We start from the raw sequence: 18,521 nt of genomic DNA, 5'->3' as shown, positions 1-18,521 counted from the left end.
TATGAATTAGTTATGCTTGTGTAATTCAGCGTTGAGTTCGATTGCAGAGCGATTGGTTTTAACTTCAATCTGGCCGTTTTGAGAGTTGCGACGGAATAAGAGATCCGGCTTTCCGGCCAGTTCTGCAGCTTTGACAATGGTAACCGGTTGATTTTGATCATCAAGAACGGTGACTTTAGAGCCGCCCGTTACATAAAGGCCAGCTTCAACCGTGCAACGATCTCCAAGGGGAAGGCCTAAGCCTGCGTTGGCACCAATCAAGCAGTTTTCGCCGACCGATATCACAACATTATTGCCACCTGATAAGGTACCCATGGTTGAGCAGCCGCCACCAAGATCCGAGCCATTGCCGACGACAACACCCGCTGAAATGCGACCTTCAACCATGCTGACGCCCAGGGTTCCCGCATTGAAGTTGATGAAGCCTTCGTGCATAACTGTCGTGCCTTCTCCAACATAAGCGCCTAAGCGGATGCGGGAAGCATCGCCAATACGGACACCTGCAGGGACTGCATAGTTAGCCATTTTAGGAAACTTATCGACGGATATGACATCAAGAACTCGCCCTTGGGCACGAGCAGAAAGCTGGCGCTTCGCTAACTCATCCAGAGCGACGGCTCCTTCAGACGTCCAAGCGACGTTTGGTAATAATCCAAACATGCCTGTCAAGTTGACGCCATGTGGCTTGACTAGGCGGTGAGAGAGCAAGCTAAGCTTCAGATACACTTCGGGTGTGCTTTGCGGCTCAGCATCTGTTTCAAGAATGCAAAGTACAAGCGACTGTTGGGTGCCTTCAAGAATCTCAGTGAGTTCTGCTTGTTGCTCGTTCTCAACCGACAAAAAAGCAGCTTCTAAACTCTTGAGCTGAGACTCAGCCAGCTCAAGCGTTTGATTGCCGCCTGTATAGTTGACTGCATTGGCAACCGCACGAATCAGCGTATCGTCTGCGTTTAGCAGGGGGGCGTAGTAATAGACCTCAAGCCATTGACCAGTCGCAGACTTGGTTCCAATTCCTAATCCAAAAGCAAAATTACTCATCGCAGACTCCATTAGTTAATTCGGTATAGGTGGTTTCTGAAAACCCTACATGGCAAAGGCCATGGCCCTCTAATAGAGGGCGTTTAATCAGTGTCGGACACTCCAGCAGCAAGGTTTCTATGTCTTGGAGGCTTGCTGCTTCTCGTTTGTCGCTTGGCAGTTGTCGCCAAGTTGTTCCACGTTTATTGACTAATGCTTCAACGCCAATCTGCTCAATCCAGCGTTTTATATGCTCGCCTGATAAGCCGTCTTTTCTAAAGTCATGGAACTGATACACAATATTCTGGGCATCAAGCCATTTGCGCGCTTTGCGTACAGTATCGCAATTGCTAATCCCGTAGAGTGTTAACATGTAAAACGTCCTTTTGATCACAGAGACTCGATATAGCGACGAATACGTGACGCCGCCTCTATGCATTCATCTACTTCTGCAACCAATGCCATACGCACATAGCCGCTCCCAGGGTTGATACCATCAACTTCACGAGATAAGTAGCTTCCTGGTAATAAGGTTAAGTTCTGATCCGCTAAAATGCCCTTGCTGAACAGCGTATCATCCGTGGGTGTTTCGGCCCAAAGATAAAAGCTGGCCTCTGGTCGAGTCAGTTTCATCACTGGAGCTAGAATTTCGATTACCGCATCAAATTTTTGCCGATATTGGTTACGATTTTCCAAAACATGCTGTTCATCTTTCCAAGCAGCAATCGAAGCCATTTGGTGTTGAACGGGCATTGAACAGCCGTGGTAGGTTCTGTATTGCAAGAAAGGCAGAATTAATTTTGAGTCGCCAGCAATAAACCCTGAGCGCATTCCGGGTAGGTTAGAGCGCTTGGATAAACTATGAAAAACAACACACTTGTTATAGTCGTGGCGCCCAAGTTGAGCGCAGGCTTCAAGTAAACCTGCTGGTGGTTGATTTTCATCCAAATAGATTTCTGAGTAGCATTCATCCGATGCCAAAATGAAATCATACTGATCGGCAAGTGCAACCAGTTTTTTGAGCGCTTCAATAGAATGAACCGCACCCGTTGGATTGCCTGGTGAACAAATGAAAAGAATTTGGCAGCGGTCCCATACGTCAGCAGGAACGGCATCGTAATCTGGGATAAATCCCGTTTCAGACGTGCAGTTTAAGTACCAAGGCTCTGCACCGGCAAGATAGGCCGCTCCTTCGTATATTTGGTAAAAAGGATTAGGTGAAACAACCAGCGCATTTGGTTTGCGATTAATTGCCGCTTGGGCAAATGCAAAAATGGCTTCACGCGTTCCATTCACTGGAAGTACGTGCTGTTCTGGATCTAGACTTCCGGCCATTAGGCTAAAGCGACGTTCGGCCCATGACGCGATCGCTTGACGTAGGGCAAGCACACCCTTGGTTGTCGGATAGGTGGATAATCCAGACAGATTTTGAATGATGGCCTCGGCAACGAAGCCAGGTGCTGGATGTTTAGGTTCACCAATCCCGAGCGAAATATGGGCAAGCTTGGGGTTGGGGGTGACATCCGCCGTCAGGCTGGCCAGCTTCTCAAAAGGATAGGGGTGAAGTTTGTTCAGATCGTGATTCATAGTAAATCCTGTATTTTCTGTACAAAAGCAAGGGGATTATCTGCCTGACAAGGGGCGTTAGTATACCCCAAGGCTACGCATGAACCAATTCTGACGTGTTTTTCTATAGATGAATTTCGAGTAAGGTTAAGTATGTTTAAGTCTAGTCTTAGCTTTGTTTGTTTTTCACGCCGTTGTTTGCGTTTCGCGCAGCGTTCGCTAGGACTATTGTTTAATGATGGCTAAGGGTATAGAGGGAAAAAAGTATGAGTGTTCTGGTTAAATGGCCCGAAAAGCAAATGTGTATATCAGAAACCGAGTTACAAGGGGCTGTTAAAGCTGTTGAGGCGGCCTTTGCTAAGACACTTGAGAGCTTGAGAGTGGATATTGGCTTGAGTGAAATGGTTGAAAAGCTCTATGTGCCAATGTGCGCGTGGATTGTGCACTGGAAAAAACAGCAGCAGGGACCTCTCGTATTAGGTATCAACGGCGCTCAGGGTGCAGGTAAGTCAACATTATTTAATTTATTGGAAGTGACCTTGACCGAGGCATTTGGTCAGCGGGTGGTGGGTTTTTCGTTGGACGATCTTTATAAGGTTCGGTCTGAGCGTGAGTATTTATCGCAAAGTGTTCACCCTTTACTCAAAACACGCGGGGTTCCGGGGACTCACGATGTGGGACTGGGGATTGAAATTATCGAGTCGCTTGTTCAAGCTGAGCCGACGACCATCACTAAAATTCCAGTATTTGATAAGTCGATAGATGATCGTTGTTCCTCGGCCGTTTGGCAGGAGTGGGCGGGGTCTGCGGACATCATTGTTTTTGAGGGGTGGTGTGTGGGCGCTGTGGCGCAGGAAGATGCGGCGCTTAAGGCCCCAGTAAATCGTTTAGAAGAAGATGAGGATGCCGATGGGGTTTGGCGTGCATATGTGAATCATCATCTTAAAACAGATTATGCAGAGCTCTTTTCTAAGATCGACTTGATGTTAATGCTACAAGTGCCAAGTATGCAGTCGGTATTTGAGTGGCGTTCGCTGCAGGAAAAGAAACTCGCAGAACGTATGCGATATATTCATGATACTCAGCAACCGACGGACCATCTTAGGATTATGAATGAGGAGGAAATTGTTCGTTTTATTCAGCACTATGAGCGTTTAACTCGGTTCATGCTTTCGGAGATGCCAGCAAGGGCTGATTTAACATTAAGATTAAATTCGAACCATAAAATTGATGATATTCGCATCAACAAACGCGTAAGTCTGTGACGGTTGGCCTTGTTCAATCCTAACTTTAAACGAGTAGCTGTTATATCGGGAAAAGCGCTGTAGTGGCCAAACTGAAAAAGGCTTTATTGACGGTTCGGTTTGTTTTGTCTGAAATGATGCGTGCCATCATGTCTTGATGGGCAATCATTTTTCCGAACAAACGCTCGAAGCTAAGGTTAAAGATGCCGTCGTCACTGACGCCATTGGTCAATAAGAAGGGTTCACCAGAAGGTAGTTTTAAATGGCTTAAGCGCCAGATGATAATCTCAAGATTGCGTGCACTGTTATAGAGTTTTTGTTGATCTAGTGAGTCGAATAAAAAGAATTGGTCCTGATAGTTGTATGCGGCGTGAAACATACCGCTGATACCAATCATCAGTGCAAACACTCGGTCACCTGTGAAATTCGGATCAAAGACCAACGGAAAGCTATCGATGCCGTATCGATAAAAAAGTTCTGGATGGTTGATAATTCTAGGTGTGTTGAATATTAAGGCAAGGCGGTCATCAATGGATGTTCCCGCTGGCGCCTTGGCTAATTCGCGTGGATTGCGTTGATAAAGCTTAATCGTAAGCTCACGTGACAAGCGATTAATTTCATCAATGTGCGCGTCAGCAACTAAGTCTATGTCTGATTTTGCAAGATTTTTAATGTAAAAGGGACGATCACCAGCAGGGGTGCTACAGCCTGTTAGGCTTAAAATACAAAGGAAGGCTAAGCTGTAATAAAGAGTTCTTTTCTGGATCATTGGCGGCTCGCGGGTTGTAACGGAAAGTGAAGCCCTTCAGTTGCTGGGGCATCTTCGTAGGGTATTTCGATCTCAATTCCACCGGATAGCAGTGTTTCAATGCTGGGCGCATCAATATCAACACCCTTGAACAAGCTGGCACTGGCTCGAATGCCACCAATATTCCTGAATTGTGTCGATTGAGTAATCAAATGTTGATAGCGAGGTGAAATATTGACATAAATCTCGACTCTATGTCCTTCTCGGCTTAGTTGAAAGCCGATCACCTCGCCGATGCTGATGCCGCGGTAGAAGAGTTTGCTGTTTAGGTTTAACGATCCAAGAGAGGGGGCTGTTAGAACTAGGTTTAGGCCTGGTTTCGGTTGAAATACGGGCGCTTCTGTCAGGGCAATGAAATGTGTTTGTGTGTTTTCTCCTATACCAGGCGCAACGGCAACGTGATTGCCAAACACTAATGCACTTGGGTTTTGAATGCCCGAAAGACCAATTTGGGGCGCTTCAATCCAGAAGCGTGTACCCTGTCGTGCTAAAAAGAAACCCTGTTCGAATAGAAGTGCGCGCGCCAAGAGGCTTCCATCGGACCCTGACAGCTCGACAGACACAATTTCGCCAACAGGCTGATTACGGAATCGAATCTGACTTCCCGCCAATAAGCTGGGACCCGGGGGGAACTCTAAGGTAATGGCCAGTGTATTGCTTAGGCTCTCTGTCTCTGAGTTAAACAGTTTGAACGTTTGGCCTGCTTGAGCGGATGGGCCATCTGTCGTATCAAATGCGATTCCGCCGGAGATGAGTGGTTTGAGCCCCTCAGTTTCAAGTGAAAATCCAGATTGTAGGTTAAAGCTGGAGCGAATACCGCTGATATTCCAAAAACGTGAGTCGCGTTTGACGAGTTGGCTGTATCGCTGGCGTAAGCTGGCATAAATAGTCACGGAGTGATCAGAAGTGTTCAGTTGATAACCGGTTACTTGTCCAACTTTAATGCCTTTAAATAAAATAGGTGATCCGCGCTGGATGGAACCTAGGCTGTCTGCGCGCAACCTGAATGAGATACCCTCAAAGCCTGCAGGCTGATAAGCAAGATCGTCTCGTGAGCTTTCCATATCTGGATAGAGAGGGAATCTATCGCCATTCACCGCAGCCTTAGGTGTGCCAAAGGAGGGGGAATCGAAATGAATCCCTCCCGTGAGGATCGACATTAAGGATCCCACTCGTACCGAAAAGTCAGGAAGATTGCTATCTATCTCGATGCCGCTGGCATTCCAAAAACGAGACCGCTCTGTTACCCAAGCGGTGAATTCGGGTTGGATATAGACATCAATTAGCACTTCTTCACCTGAGGGCGATAGGGTGTATTCGATCACACGTCCCGCTTCTATGTTTCTGAAATACACAGGTGATCCTGTTTGGATAGAGCGAGCGCTATCGGTGTAGAGTGTAATGTAAAGCCCTTGCTCATCGCGTTCCGGTGGCGGCGGAGAGGTTAGAGCCGTAAAATTGCGCTTTGCTTCACCTTCAGAGGGTTGTATACCAATGTAGTAGCCCGATATGAGTGTTTCTAGGCCGCTGACGCCAGATAAGGACACTTGAGGCTTAACAAGCCAGAATAGGGTGTTCTCGGTGAGCATGTTCTCGGTATTGATATTCATTTCAATGAGGGCTGTGATGCTTTGCAAGTCTTCGTTGAGCGTTAGGTTTCGAATTTCACCTGCTGGAAGTCCCTTGTACATCACTCTGGTTTTTCCGGCTTCAAGACCTTCAGCAGAGTCAAATACAACTGAAATCATAATGCCCGACTCAGTATAGCTTTTATAGACCAGCCAGCCTGCAATAATAGCCGCCAATAAGGGGAGGAGCCATACAACGGAAGGACCTCGGTGTTGTCTAATAACAGCTCGGTTTTGGGACGTCGTTTTATCTGAATCAGTCATTCTGAGTCGGTTCCCGGATGTTTATCCCATATTAAACGGGTGTCAAAGGCATTGGCGGCTAACATTGTGAAGATGACAACGCCCGCGAATGCGGTTGCGCCGAGTTGGCCGCTGATTTGTGCTAAATTGCCCATTTGAACCAACGCCACTAAAACAGCAACTACAAAAATGTCGAGCATGGACCAGCGGCCAATCCAGTGTACCATTCTAAACATCATCATTTTCTGTTGCATGTTTGTCGTCAATCCAAATTGAAGTGTGACTAGCATAATCAAAAGTCCAATAATTTTACCGACAGGGATTAAAATGCTAGCGGCAAGCACGACAAAGGCAATGCCATACATTCCTAAATCAATGAGGTCGATTACACCTCCCAGTATCGTAGCAGGCTCGCCACGGCCAAGACTGGTAATCATCATTATGGGCAACATGTTGGCAGGGATAAGTAAAAAAGTGCTGGTTAATAAGAGCGCCCAAGTTAAAGGCATGGCGTTCGGTTTTCGTAGGTGTAATGCCGAGCCGCAGCGTCGGCAATGTGTGTTTTGGTCAGATAGTCTCCAGAGTGCGTGGCAGTCGTGGCAACTCTGCAAGCCCTGCGATGCGGCCGATTGTCCGGTGTTAATCATTGTCGGCCTCTCCAATTTTATGCCAGAACAGATCGGTGTCGAGCATTGAAGAACTCATTGTGGTGACTAAAATTAACGCACCTAAGCAAAAAATACCTAAGCCAGGGACCAGTGTTGCCATGGAGGCTAGCTTTATGATTGATACCAATACACCAACTAAATAGACTTCAAGCATTCCCCATTCATCAAGATGCTGATAGCTACGAAGCGCAAAGCGTCTTGCCGGTAGTCGAATAGAAAATTGCAATGAAAAACTGACCCAAAAAAGTAGCAGTAGTTTGCAGGCAGGCACGAGGATCGTAAACATCAGTACAAGAACGGCTAGAGGCCATAAGCCGTCGTAGTAAAATCCCATGGCACTTGAAAAAATTGTTTGGGATTGCGCGCGCCCCATTAGCTCAAACGTGAGTAAAGGGAAAAGATTGGCTGGAAAGATCAAGATCATACCCGCAATCGATAAGGCCAGTGTACGTTCAATGCTGTTGTGACGGGCAGAAATAAGCGTTGAACCACAGCGAGGGCACTTGGCTTTTTGGCTATCCAGTATTACAGGACGCTCCAATAGTAAGTCGCACTCGTTGCAGGCAATCAAATGCTCAGTTTCTGTGATTTTGTCCATTTGCGTTCAATATGTAAGCCTTAACTCATCCAAATCAAGCCCGTTAGTTTTAGTGTTAGAGTTGTCTAGTTGGCGTTCGGTTTCATTCTTGCATTTAAGAAACTTTTTCTCGCCATTGTAACTCGCCAATTTGCACATTTAGCCAATCAAATCCAATGCGCTTGGCGACAGCTGATGCTCCGTCTAGGCTTTTGAACTCTCGTTCCGAGTTGGCTCTTTGAAGGTTTAGTGTGATCACTTCTTTGTCTTTTGTAATAAATTTGAGTGTCCATCCTCGTGACATAGAGACAGGAATGGCCTGACACGACTCAAAGACTCCTGCCTTAAAAAGCAATCGTATTTCCTTTTCTTGCATAGTTAAAAGCCTATCTCGAATGCTCTAAATTAATTTATGACTATTTTAAAGAAGTTATTGATAGCTTGCAAATTAAAATAGATTTTTCATTAAGATTAAATTGTTGATTTTAAATGAATTTTCCTGTAATTAAAAAGCGATTTAAGTGTTTTTATGGTGGTAAGTTTTTGAATGACAAGCTGTTTTAAAGATAAATAATTAATTGAAAATTAATTTTGAACTATCTTAAATTATTTTTGATTATTCAAAATTTAATTTAAAATATTGTTTTAAATATTTGATGGTGTGATTTAATATGAAGAATATAGTGTGTTGTATTAGGAGAGTGTATGAGCCGTTTTAGCCCCTTGTCGTGCTTGTCGTTTCGATTATTCGGTATGGTTGTGCTCGTTGCGCTGCTTGCGACTGGCTGCACAGGAGCATCGACCTCACAGCAGCTTACTAGGTTGGAGGTTGCCGAACTCATTCGAGATCGATATGAGTCTGAAATGCACAGTCTACCACTCTCCAAGCAACGTCATTATGCTCAACGTTTGTATCGAATCACGGGTGATCCGGATTATTTGTTCTACAATCGTTTGTACGCTGGAAACCTTGTTAAAAGTGTTCGCCAGGATATCGATGGGTTAATAGCCGATGAATACTATGCTCAGTTCCGAAATGAACAGATGCTTGAGACAATGCCCCGAAGAACTGAGAGGCAAGTTCAGCGTGCGCAGTTGTTGTCTGAATTCGAGGGAATGGCCTTTGCACGCAGTTTGTTGTTTAAGCTCATTCAGCTTGAGTATTATGGGGTTCTGGATTGGGCTCTGGGTGAAGAGTCTGAGCGTGTGTATCAAGTGCTTTCAGAGGCTGACTTTCTAGGGCTCGTGACGCACCCTGATGCCATTCAACATTACGCGGCTCAGGCGGCCAATATAGCTTGGTTTTTGCACCAATTAGGTATCGCCGACTATCGGGATGATTTTCTTTCAGCTTTCCAAAATATATACCCTGCTGAGCGGGATCCTGTTCTGAGCCTTAGCCAATATCGAAATAAGATTTATGGGTTAACACATGTTGTCATTGCTGACAGCCATTACTATCAACAGCTTGCTGATGAAGGCGCGTTAGGTTGGATAGCCGAGTATTTTATTAAGAATATTGAGCAACTATTGCGAGATTCTACCGAAGATATACTGGCAGAAGTTGGAATCAGTTTAATGTTGCTGAGTAATCCTGAACCTGAGGTTGTTACAAAGATTCAAGAGGCGTTGATGCAAAGTTTTGATGCTGGCCATCGTATGATCCCCTCGCCAGAGGGTGTTTTTCACCTAGAGCGAGGAGAGCATCGTAATGTTTTGGCCATCATGCTGCTAGCTTGGCCAGATGTACTCGTACCAGGGCCTAGGTTCTTGCCTGAACAGATATCCTTACCTGAAGAGTGGATCTTAATTGAAGAATAACGAGCCTCCTCGTGGGGTGGTAGTAGCGTTATTTTTTAGTGGCTAACCTTGTTTGAATCATCTCCTCAATCAAGGTTAGCTTTTGTTTCATTGTGTTCACCTGAGCATCTGTGTCATCTATTTCAGGTGAGAATTTAATCATGTCGAGTACTTCCACCATGAAGCTTTCTTCATTCATTTTTAAAAGCTGGTCAGGTGTCCAGCGCTGATTAAGTTTGCTCATAAGTCCTCCAAAAAACGATTCATTCATGTTCAGTATAGACTAGCTTGAGCCATATTGAGGAAAAGACAAAAGTCTTTGCTCTCATTGAGCAGAATAGGCCCGTTCGTTGAGTTAGATCAATATATGACCAGTTCAATCCAAGTAACCTACTCCTATACGCTAAAGAGTCTTAGAGAGGTGGGTTATGTTTGGTATCGATGTTCACAGTTTAGAGGTTTTAGTTCCAAGTTTGATCGGCGTGGTGGGTATTACCGCTGCTATGATTTGGGCGGGTGTGAAGATGCGTCAATTAATGAACGAAGATCAAAAGAAGTAAATGTGTTAACTGTGCCAGGATTATTTTTTTGTAGGGTCGCTGATCGTCAATTAAAAAGACTGTTGAGAGTTGGGGCGAGAGACGCTATGTATCCCTGCTGGTGTTAGGCGAGCAGGGAATTTTTTGTTTCGGTTTTCTTGAGTTAGATAAGACACTGAGCTTTTTAGAAAAACTCAGCGCCTTAAGATGTTTAAAGCTTACATAGCTTCAATCGATGCTTTTTGCTCTGATAAACGTGAGCAGGCTGCTTGCATATCCGCTAGCTTTTCCTTCTCTTTGGCTACCACTTCCGCAGGTGCTTTGCTGACAAAGCCTTCGTTCGATAGCTTGCCCCCTAAGCGTTCAATTTCTTTATTCAGCTTCTCGATCTCTTTGTTCAAGCGGGCGAGCTCAGCGGCTTTATCAATCAAGCCTGCCATTGGCACTAAAATTTCCATCGTGCCCACGAGACCCGTTGCTGACATAGGGGCATCTGCATCTGTTGCCAGGCGCTCTATGCTGTCGAGTTTTGCCAGTTTAATTAACAAAGATTCGGTTACTTTGAGGCGTCGTTCATCTTCAGCGTCCGTATTTCGCAGGAGAACTGAAATAGCCTTGCCAGGACCAATATTCATTTCGCCACGGATATTACGGATGGCCAGCATCACGCCTTTTAGCCATTCAATATCGCTATTGGCTTGGGTATCTATTTTATGAGGCTCAGCGATTGGGTAGGGCTGTAGCATCAGAGTATCACCCGTTTTACCGGCTAAAGGACCTACTTTCTGCCAGATTTCTTCAGTGATATACGGCATCATCGGGTGCGCTAAACGCAGTATGGCTTCAAGAACGCGAACTAGCGTGCGACGTGTGCCACGAAGTCGTTCGGCGGAGGCATGCTCGTCCCAGAGTACTGGTTTTGACAGTTCAAGATACCAGTCGCAGTATTCATTCCAGACGAACTCATATAGCGCATTTGAGAGTAAATCAAAGCGATACTCTTCAAAATGCTTGGCGATTTGCGCTTCGGTTTCTTGCAGTCTTGAGATAATCCAACGGTCTGCCAACGAGAGCTCAACCGCTTCCCCCTGAATTCCACAGTCTTGGTTTTCCGTGTTCATTAGCACATAGCGTGTCGCATTCCAGAGCTTATTGCAGAAGTTCCGGTAGCCTTCCATACGATTCATGTCAAACTTGATGTCACGGCCTGTAGAGGCCAAAGACAAAAAGGTGAAGCGCAATGCATCTGTGCCGTAGGGGGCAATGCCTTCTGGGAAATGCTTACGTGTTTGAGCTTCAATCTTTTTGGCCAACTGAGGTTGCATCATGTTGCCAGTGCGTTTTTCAACGAGAGTTTCCAGCTCAATACCGTCAATCAGATCTAAGGGGTCAAGGACGTTGCCTTTCGATTTCGACATCTTCTGGCCTTCTTGATCACGCACCAGCCCGTGCACGTAGACCTTTTTGAAGGGAACTTGATCTGTGAACTTGAGGGTGAACATGATCATTCTGGCAACCCAGAAGAAAATGATATCAAACCCTGTCACCAGCACACTGCTTGGGTGGAAGGTTTCCAGCTCAGGTGTTTTTTCTGGCCACCCTAGGGTTCCAAAGGTCCAAAGAGCGGAAGAGAACCAAGTGTCTAGGACATCATTGTCTTGTGTTAAGGGGAGGTCGTGACCCAGCTGATACTTTTCACGCGCTTCGGCTTCTGTACGGGCAACATAAACATTTCCTGAGTCATCGTACCAAGCGGGTATGCGATGTCCCCACCAGAGTTGACGTGAAATACACCAGTCTTGTAAATCACGCATCCACGAAAAGTACATGTTCTCGTATTGCTTTGGAACAAATTGTATGTCGCCTTGTTCTACCGCTTCAATAGCGGGTTTGGCAAGATCGGCAACAGCGACAAACCATTGATCAGTGAGCAGTGGCTCGATCACAACGCCCGAGCGGTCGCCGTATGGAACTTTTAAGGCGTGCTCATCAATTTTTTCAAGTAAACCAAGTTGATCAAATTCTTCAACGATTCGTTTACGGGCATCAAAGCGATCAAGCAGATGATAGTTTTCGGGGAGTCTGTCGTCCAGTTCGCCGTTTAAACTACCATCGCTGTTGTAGACCTCGGCGCGGGTTAAAATTGCACCGTTAGGGTCCAAAATGTTAATCATGGGTAACTGATGACGTTTGCCTACTTCATAGTCATTGAAGTCATGAGCCGGAGTGATTTTGACGCAACCGGAACCAAACTCTGCATCAACATAGTCATCTGCGATAATAGGGATGCGGCGTCCGACAAGGGGCAGCTCTACAAATTGGCCCTGAAGGGATAGGTAGCGTTTATCTGTGGGGTTTACAGCAACGGCAGTGTCGCCCAACATCGTTTCTGGACGAGTGGTGGCAACAACAATATAGTTTTTACCATCTGCGGTTTTCATGCCATCGGCAAGAGGGTAGCGGAAATGCCATAAATGACCCGACTGGTCTTTATTTTCAACCTCTAGATCAGAAATAGCTGTGTGAAGTTTGCAGTCCCAGTTGACGAGTCGTTTTCCACGGTAAATGAGTTTGTCGTCGTACAAGCGTACAAACACTTCTTGTACGGCTTTGTAAAAGCCCTCATCCATGGTGAAGCGCTCACGTGTCCAGTCGATGGAAGCCCCCATGCGTCGCAGCTGGCGCGTAATGGTACCACCGGACTCTTCCTTCCATTCCCAGATCTTATCGATAAAGGCTTCACGGCCTAGATCGTGGCGAGTTTTGCCTTCTTCCGCAGCCAGTTTGCGCTCAACCAGCATTTGCGTTGCGATACCGGCATGGTCGGTTCCTGCTTGCCACAGAGTGTTTTTCCCCAACATACGTTGATGACGAATTAAGCAGTCCATGATGGTGTCTTGGAAGGCATGACCCATGTGCAAACTGCCGGTAACGTTGGGAGGTGGAATCATGATGCTATAGGCTTCACCCTGACCAGATGGGGCGAAGTAACTGCTTTTTTCCCATTTTTCGTACCAGGTGCGTTCAATATCTTGTGGCTGATAGGTCTTATCCATGCTGCTCTCGGTCATTTAATAATCGGGCCGGGGGTGTTCGATCGTTATAATACGATGTTCCGGAAAACTCGACATTATAACGACTCATCAAGAGAGGGTGTAGGGTTGTAAGGGATTAGTACTGTATTCTGTGCGTTTGAGGCTGACCTTGGCGAGCTGAAAAAGGGTGGCGGCGTTGCTCTTTAGTTTCGCGCTGGATGCCTGTGAAGGTATATAAGCCATCCGGTAGTTCTAAAATAAGCCAAGGTCCTGTTGCGAGTCCTTCCACAAGGGTATCACCTGTTGAGTTGGTAATCGTAAAATCAATATCTGCAATGTAAGCTCGGCTTTGATCAAAGAACTCAAAGCGAGTATTTTTTTGCGGTGCTTCCTGGCGAGATTCTAAACCAATACCTCCAGTCCAATACTCGCTTGCATTTACGTTGAGGGTGAAGGTGAGCAGTAGGCTCAATAGCCCAAGATTTTTCAAGGTAAGATGAACCATCGAAGTGCTCCAGTTCAGTTTGATTAATTGAATAGATTCGTTTGTCTAAAAGGCATAGCATACGCTCAACGTGTTAAGGAATCGATAGAGCGAAATATGCGAGTAATAGGTAATTTTCTTTGGTTTGTATTGGGTGGTGTATTCATGGGATTGCTCTGGTGGATAGTGGGTGTATTCGCATTTATCACACTGGTTGGTATTCCATGGGGGCGGGCATGTTTTGTAATGGGGCAGTTCTCATTCTTTCCTTTTGGTAAGGAAGCAATCAGCCGAGAGGAGTTGTATCAACAACCCGATATAGGCACAGGCGTATTGGGTGGATTAGGCAATATTATTTGGTTTATTTTTGCGGGTATCTGGTTGGCGATTGGACATGTGTTTGCAGCCGTATTGTGCTTTATGACGATTATCGGTATTCCGTTTTCGATTCAGCATTTAAAGCTCGCGGGCATAGCTCTAGCACCAATTGGTAAAACGGTTGTGACTTGTGAAATGGCAGAGGCCGTGCGGATGCAAAACGCGAGCTCAAATCTTGTGCATATACGTAACAAGCGCTAAGAATATTGGCTAACCTTCTAAGAAGGCTTAGAGATTAGCCGTTTTTGGTGGGCGAAGTTTAACTCATGCCTGCATTCGACTGCCTGAGCTGATGATTGATCAGGTTTGTCGTTGCCTCATGTCCACACGATTAAGTTCATAGCCAAGATCACGGCAACGAACATAATTCTGACGCGATGCATCCAGCAAGTTTTGATCCTGTACAACGATCTCCGCTATACGATCAAACTCAAAGGCCAGTTCAATGAGTTGGTCGGCAGCATTGATAAAAAGCGATCGGTGATCGGGCACAAGCTCCCCCCAGCCAATACTGATCGGCGCGCTGGGTGTGTCTCCAATGCGATGATGCGGTAAAAAGCTGTCTTCGCGGTAGGCCCACATAAAGCGATCTAAATACTCAGCTTGAGCAGGATCGCGGGTGTAGATATAGACCTTCAATCCCTGTTCAAGTGCTTTTTCGCAGACCCGACAGATGAACGTAAAACGACTACGTTCATCTGCTTGAGGCAGAATATAAAAATCAGCTCTCGCCATTAGTGATGATCATGCTCTGGCATATCAATGCTTTCTGCTAGATCGATCAAGTATTGGCAAAGTAAAGGAACGCAACGTCCGGTTGCACCTTTTTCTTTGCCATTGCTGTTCCATGCAACGCCTGCGATATCTAAGTGAGCCCAAGGATAAGCTTTTGTGAAGCGTGATAAGAAGCATGCGGCAGTGATGGTGCCAGCTGAGCGTCCGCCAATGTTCGCCATATCGGCAAAGTTTGAGTCGAGTAAATCTTGGTACTCATCCCATAAAGGCAGAGGCCATGCGCGATCTGATGCATAGTCACCGGCTTTAAGGAGGTTTTCAGCCAGGGTATCATTGTTGGATAACAACCCAGATGCTTGGTGTCCGAGAGCAATAATGCAAGCGCCAGTAAGGGTTGCAACATCGATAACACTTGCAGGCTTGAAGCGCTCTGCATAGGTCAGAGCATCGCACAGCACCAAACGGCCTTCAGCATCGGTATTTAATATCTCAACGGTTTGGCCAGAAAGTGTTGTAACGACATCGCCAGGCTTAGTGGCTTTGCTACCTGGCATGTTCTCAGCGGCGGCAACGATGGCAATGATGTTCAAAGGAAGTTGCATTTCAGCTGCTGCTTCAATGGTTCCAAGTACGCTTGCGGCACCACACATATCAAACTTCATTTCATCCATGCCAGCTCCAGGCTTCAAGCTGATACCGCCAGTATCAAACGTGATGCCTTTGCCAACCAATACGTGAGGGGCGTCATTTTTATCGCCACCCATGTATTTTATAACAATCAACTTTGATGGCTCGGCACTGCCACGTCCTACAGACAGCAGGCTGTGCATACCGAGTTTGTCCATGTCGTCTTCTTCAAGCACTTTGACTTTGAGTGTATCGAACTCGCTTTCAAGTGCTTTGGCTTTATTGGCAAGGTAGGTCGGTGTGCAAATATTGCCGGGAAGGTTGCCCAGTTCTCTGGCGGCATTAATACCATTCGAAATTGCAACACCATCTAGAAGAGCGCTTTCGCCGAGTTCGGTTAAGCTTTCTTCAAGATGAATTGACAACTGCTCTATCCGAGTGGGCTCAGCTTTTTTGCTCTTTGTCGTGTCGTACTGATAAAAGTCAGTGGAGATCCATTCAACAAGTAAGCGTGTTTGGCGGTAAATGTCTTGGTGCTCACTGGCTAAACCGTCTAGTGCCAGCACGACATGCTTGCAGGAGAGTTTGGTAAGTGTGGCATCAAGGCCTTTGGCGAGCTTGCGAAAGTGTCTATCTTTGCGCTCATCGGATTTGCCTAAGCCAACAACCAATACGCGTGGGCTGGCAATGCCGGGCAGATTAAACAGCATTTGCTGCTCGCCTGCTTTCCCAGTCAGATCGCCCATCTTGATCAGTTGGCTTAAGTGCCCGTTTGAGGCTTGGTCAACAGCGGTGGCTGTGGGTGTTAGTTTGCCATCGGCTTCGAGGCCGATGACTAAGCAGTCAGCGTTTAAACTAACGGGGCTGTCATTCACGATTTCAAAAAACATGTGGGCTCCAAGCAAGACATTCAAATGCGATTAAGAGATAATACCACTATAAACCATTTGTATCCTTTATCTCTATGCTCTCGACTAGGATTATGTCTTGATCTTATTTCGTTATTTATTCCGTGAAGTTGGAATCAGTACCTTTGCTGTCACATCCGTGCTGATGTTAATCATTATCAGTGCACGACTGGCTAAATACCTTGCAGATGCAGCGGCGGGTAAATTAGAAGCCATGGCGGTATTTTTAATTTTACTTTATCGCATGCCGGGTTTTCTTGAGTTGTTACTCCCCCTGGGACTGTTTCTTGGTGTGCTGTTGGGTTACGGTCGTCTTTATCTCGACAGTGAAATGGTTGTCATGAGGGCTGCTGGGTTTAGTACTCGTCGTTTGGTCACCTATACTCTTGGGCCTGCACTTTTTATCAGTGCATTAGTGGCAAGTTTATCCCTATGGCTAACACCCTACGGTCTATCTCAAGCCAATCAGGTCTTTCTTCAACAAGAGTCGCGTAGTGAGTTGGATATGTTGACTCCCGGGCGTTTTTTGTCGCAAGGACAAGGGCAAGTGACCTATGCGGAACGCTTTGAAGATGAGCGGCTTATGCAAGTATTTGTTGCGCAACAGAGTAAAGACGGAGCACCAGTGCTGTTATTTGCTGAGGCCGCTGAGCGTCGATTACTGACAGAGCAGAATCAGCGTTTTTTAGTGTTGCATAATGGCTATCGTTACGATGGACGCCCGGGCGATCTGGCATTTACAGAAATTGCGTATCGTGAATATGGTATTTTGTTACCGGAGCCTGATTTTAGTCATGAAATTAGTGACACGGACGCCATCCCGACATTGCAGTTGATGCAACAAACGGATCCGAAAGCAAAGGCTGCATTGCATTGGCGTTTGTCATTGCCTGTGCTTGCATTAGTGGTTGCGTTGATTGCTGTTCCGTTAAGCCATGCGCATCCAAGGCAGGGGCGTTTTGCGCGACTCATTCCAGCTATTTTGGGGTATTTGCTATACGTTGGGTTACTGACAACGGCGCGGTCCGCGATTGAAAAAGGAGGGCATCCGGCGATTATTTGGATTGTTCACTTAGGTTTTATTTGCTTGGCATTTAATTTGATCGCGCTCTCTGAGTTTTGGGGGCGGATTGGGCGTTATAGTGTCGCTCTTGTATTGGGAAGGGCGCGTAGGAAGGTAGCAGCATGAGTTTGATGGAACGCTACATCATAGGGCATGTCTTGCGGTCAATTTTGTTGGTATTGTTGGTGATTATTGGTCTTGATTGCCTCATGGCCTTTTTGGATCAACTGAGTAACCTCAATGACTTTTATACCCTGTCTGGGGCTATGTCATATGTGGCTTGGACCTTTCCGCGACGGGTTTACGAGTTTATACCGATGAGCAGTTTGGTGGGTGCTATGCTTGGATTAGGCTTGCTGGCATCTCACAGTGAGCTGACTGTTATGAGGGCCGCAGGCTTTTCAACGGCTCGAATTCTTTTGGCTGTTTTTAAGCCTGTTGCGCTACTGGCTCTGGGCGGTATGTTGTTGGGTCAGTATGTTGCGCCAATGACAGAGCAACGTGCTCAAAGCGTTAGAGCTGTTGCAATGGCGGGCGGTGGCATGGTGTTTTCACGCGCGGGTCTTTGGCATAAGGAAGGCAGTATGTTTATTCATATTAATGCCGTTGAGTCAGGAGAGAAATTACATGGCATCACCCGCTACTTGTTTGATGATAATAAACAACTGCGTGAAAGCAGTTTTGCACAAAGTGCTGAATATGACCCTCAGGGCTATTGGCTTCTTCGTTCAATAGAGCATTCATTTTTATCTGAAAATGAGGTTCGGTCTGAATCACGACTGCAAGAGCGATGGGATAGTGGTTTAACACCTGAGCTTCTGGCCGTAGTGGTTGTGGAACCAGGAGACTTATCCATAACCGGTTTATATGAATATTCGACATATCTAGAAGCTCAAGGTGTGAAAGCGGATACCTATCAATTGGCTTTCTGGGCAAAGTTGTTACAACCTTTGTCAATTGGGGCATTGGTGTTGATTGGAGTTTCCTTTATCTTCGGGCCTTTGCGAAGTGTGTCGGTTGGGCAAAGAATCATTACAGGGGTTGTGATAGGCCTGGTGTTTAAGTTTGGGCAAGATTTACTGGGGCCTGCCAGTAGCGTATTTGGCTTTCCGCCATTATTCGCAACCCTCCTGCCGATATTGATTAGTGTCATGGTGGGATCGTTACTCTTAAAAAGAGCAGGTTGATACCTGCTCTTTTT

The 18,521-nt window shown here is 46.2% G+C and carries 19 protein-coding genes; 6 read left to right on the top strand and 13 right to left on the bottom strand.

What is annotated here, in order from left to right; genetic code table 11:
• Nucleotides 1-6: 6 nt before the first annotated feature.
• From dapD to dapC, 3 genes are read right to left on the bottom strand one after another with little or no spacing between them, the layout of a single operon-like run.
• The gene (gene dapD, locus DN062_RS14465) at nt 7-1,038 is read right to left on the bottom strand and encodes a 2,3,4,5-tetrahydropyridine-2,6-dicarboxylate N-succinyltransferase (RefSeq protein ID WP_112160021.1); all 1,032 of its coding nucleotides are present in this window, start codon (nt 1,036-1,038) and stop codon (nt 7-9) included.
• A complete protein-coding gene (locus DN062_RS14460; RefSeq protein ID WP_112160020.1) occupies nt 1,031-1,390 on the bottom strand; it encodes an ArsC family reductase in 360 nt (119 codons plus the stop codon). Before DN062_RS14460 ends, dapD begins: the two co-directional genes overlap by 8 nt.
• A 17-nt stretch (nt 1,391-1,407) precedes the next feature.
• On the bottom strand, nt 1,408-2,604 hold the full coding sequence (gene dapC / locus DN062_RS14455) for a succinyldiaminopimelate transaminase (RefSeq protein WP_112160019.1): 1,197 nt from the start codon (nt 2,602-2,604) through the stop codon (nt 1,408-1,410).
• A 245-nt stretch (nt 2,605-2,849) separates the two neighbouring features.
• Here dapC and DN062_RS14450 point away from each other — a divergent pair, with 245 nt between their 5' ends.
• Entirely contained in the window at nt 2,850-3,848 is a 999-nt protein-coding gene (locus DN062_RS14450) for a hypothetical protein (protein ID WP_112160018.1), read from the top strand.
• A 40-nt stretch (nt 3,849-3,888) separates the two neighbouring features.
• On the opposite strand, the gene DN062_RS14445 is transcribed toward DN062_RS14450, so the two are convergent.
• The 5 genes from DN062_RS14445 to DN062_RS14425 form a co-directional block, all read right to left on the bottom strand.
• Nucleotides 3,889-4,596, bottom strand: a complete 708-nt coding sequence (locus DN062_RS14445; RefSeq protein ID WP_112160017.1) for a hypothetical protein — start codon at nt 4,594-4,596, stop codon at nt 3,889-3,891.
• Nucleotides 4,593-6,527, bottom strand: coding sequence for a PqiB family protein (locus tag DN062_RS14440; RefSeq protein ID WP_112160016.1), 1,935 nt, complete (start codon nt 6,525-6,527; stop codon nt 4,593-4,595). Before DN062_RS14440 ends, DN062_RS14445 begins: the two co-directional genes overlap by 4 nt.
• Nucleotides 6,524-7,153 (bottom strand): paraquat-inducible protein A, encoded by a 630-nt coding sequence (locus DN062_RS14435; RefSeq protein ID WP_112160015.1) that lies wholly within the window; start codon nt 7,151-7,153, stop codon nt 6,524-6,526. Before DN062_RS14435 ends, DN062_RS14440 begins: the two co-directional genes overlap by 4 nt.
• Nucleotides 7,146-7,772: a paraquat-inducible protein A gene (locus DN062_RS14430; RefSeq protein ID WP_112160014.1), complete on the bottom strand. Its 627-nt coding sequence runs from the start codon at nt 7,770-7,772 to the stop codon at nt 7,146-7,148. The genes DN062_RS14435 and DN062_RS14430 overlap by 8 nt, the downstream gene beginning before the upstream one ends.
• A gap of 94 nt (nt 7,773-7,866) precedes the next feature.
• Nucleotides 7,867-8,127 (bottom strand): hypothetical protein, encoded by a 261-nt coding sequence (locus DN062_RS14425; RefSeq protein ID WP_036508402.1) that lies wholly within the window; start codon nt 8,125-8,127, stop codon nt 7,867-7,869.
• A gap of 329 nt (nt 8,128-8,456) precedes the next feature.
• On the opposite strand from DN062_RS14425, the gene DN062_RS14420 reads away from it, so the two are divergent.
• Nucleotides 8,457-9,572 carry a DUF3541 domain-containing protein gene (locus DN062_RS14420; RefSeq protein WP_112160013.1) on the top strand — a complete coding sequence of 372 codons (1,116 nt, stop codon included), beginning with the start codon at nt 8,457-8,459 and terminating at the stop codon, nt 9,570-9,572.
• 28 nt (nt 9,573-9,600) lie between these two features.
• Here the strand turns inward: DN062_RS14420 and DN062_RS14415 are convergent, their stop codons facing one another.
• Nucleotides 9,601-9,795 carry a hypothetical protein gene (locus DN062_RS14415; protein ID WP_112160012.1) on the bottom strand — a complete coding sequence of 65 codons (195 nt, stop codon included), beginning with the start codon at nt 9,793-9,795 and terminating at the stop codon, nt 9,601-9,603.
• A 184-nt stretch (nt 9,796-9,979) separates the two neighbouring features.
• Here DN062_RS14415 and DN062_RS19100 point away from each other — a divergent pair, with 184 nt between their 5' ends.
• Nucleotides 9,980-10,111: a hypothetical protein gene (locus DN062_RS19100; protein ID WP_272944811.1), complete on the top strand. Its 132-nt coding sequence runs from the start codon at nt 9,980-9,982 to the stop codon at nt 10,109-10,111.
• Nucleotides 10,112-10,308: 197 nt separating this feature from the next.
• On the opposite strand, the gene DN062_RS14410 is transcribed toward DN062_RS19100, so the two are convergent.
• Together DN062_RS14410 and DN062_RS14405 are read right to left on the bottom strand one after the other, a co-directional pair.
• Entirely contained in the window at nt 10,309-13,146 is a 2,838-nt protein-coding gene (locus DN062_RS14410; protein WP_112160011.1) for a valine--tRNA ligase, read from the bottom strand.
• A 115-nt stretch (nt 13,147-13,261) separates the two neighbouring features.
• Entirely contained in the window at nt 13,262-13,630 is a 369-nt protein-coding gene (locus tag DN062_RS14405) for a hypothetical protein (protein ID WP_112160010.1), read from the bottom strand.
• Between the two features lie 96 nt (nt 13,631-13,726).
• Between DN062_RS14405 and DN062_RS14400 the strand changes: the two genes are divergently transcribed.
• Nucleotides 13,727-14,188, top strand: coding sequence for a YccF domain-containing protein (locus DN062_RS14400; protein WP_112160009.1), 462 nt, complete (start codon nt 13,727-13,729; stop codon nt 14,186-14,188).
• 99 nt (nt 14,189-14,287) lie between these two features.
• Here the strand turns inward: DN062_RS14400 and DN062_RS14395 are convergent, their stop codons facing one another.
• A complete protein-coding gene (locus DN062_RS14395) occupies nt 14,288-14,722 on the bottom strand; it encodes a DNA polymerase III subunit chi (RefSeq protein ID WP_112160008.1) in 435 nt (144 codons plus the stop codon).
• Nucleotides 14,722-16,239, bottom strand: a complete 1,518-nt coding sequence (locus tag DN062_RS14390) for a leucyl aminopeptidase (protein ID WP_112160007.1) — start codon at nt 16,237-16,239, stop codon at nt 14,722-14,724. The genes DN062_RS14395 and DN062_RS14390 overlap by 1 nt, the downstream gene beginning before the upstream one ends.
• A gap of 97 nt (nt 16,240-16,336) precedes the next feature.
• Here DN062_RS14390 and lptF point away from each other — a divergent pair, with 97 nt between their 5' ends.
• Entirely contained in the window at nt 16,337-17,446 is a 1,110-nt protein-coding gene (lptF, locus tag DN062_RS14385) for an LPS export ABC transporter permease LptF (RefSeq protein WP_112160006.1), read from the top strand.
• Nucleotides 17,443-18,507 carry an LPS export ABC transporter permease LptG gene (lptG, locus tag DN062_RS14380; protein WP_112160005.1) on the top strand — a complete coding sequence of 355 codons (1,065 nt, stop codon included), beginning with the start codon at nt 17,443-17,445 and terminating at the stop codon, nt 18,505-18,507. Before lptF ends, lptG begins: the two co-directional genes overlap by 4 nt.
• The last annotated feature ends 14 nt before the right edge of the window (nt 18,508-18,521 follow it).

It is taken from the genome of Nitrincola tibetensis, from assembly GCF_003284585.1.
Taxonomy (GTDB): Bacteria; Pseudomonadota; Gammaproteobacteria; order Pseudomonadales; family Balneatricaceae; genus Nitrincola; species Nitrincola tibetensis.
The sequence above is the reverse complement of the archived record's forward strand: the minus strand, read 5'-3'. Positions and strand labels throughout refer to the sequence as shown.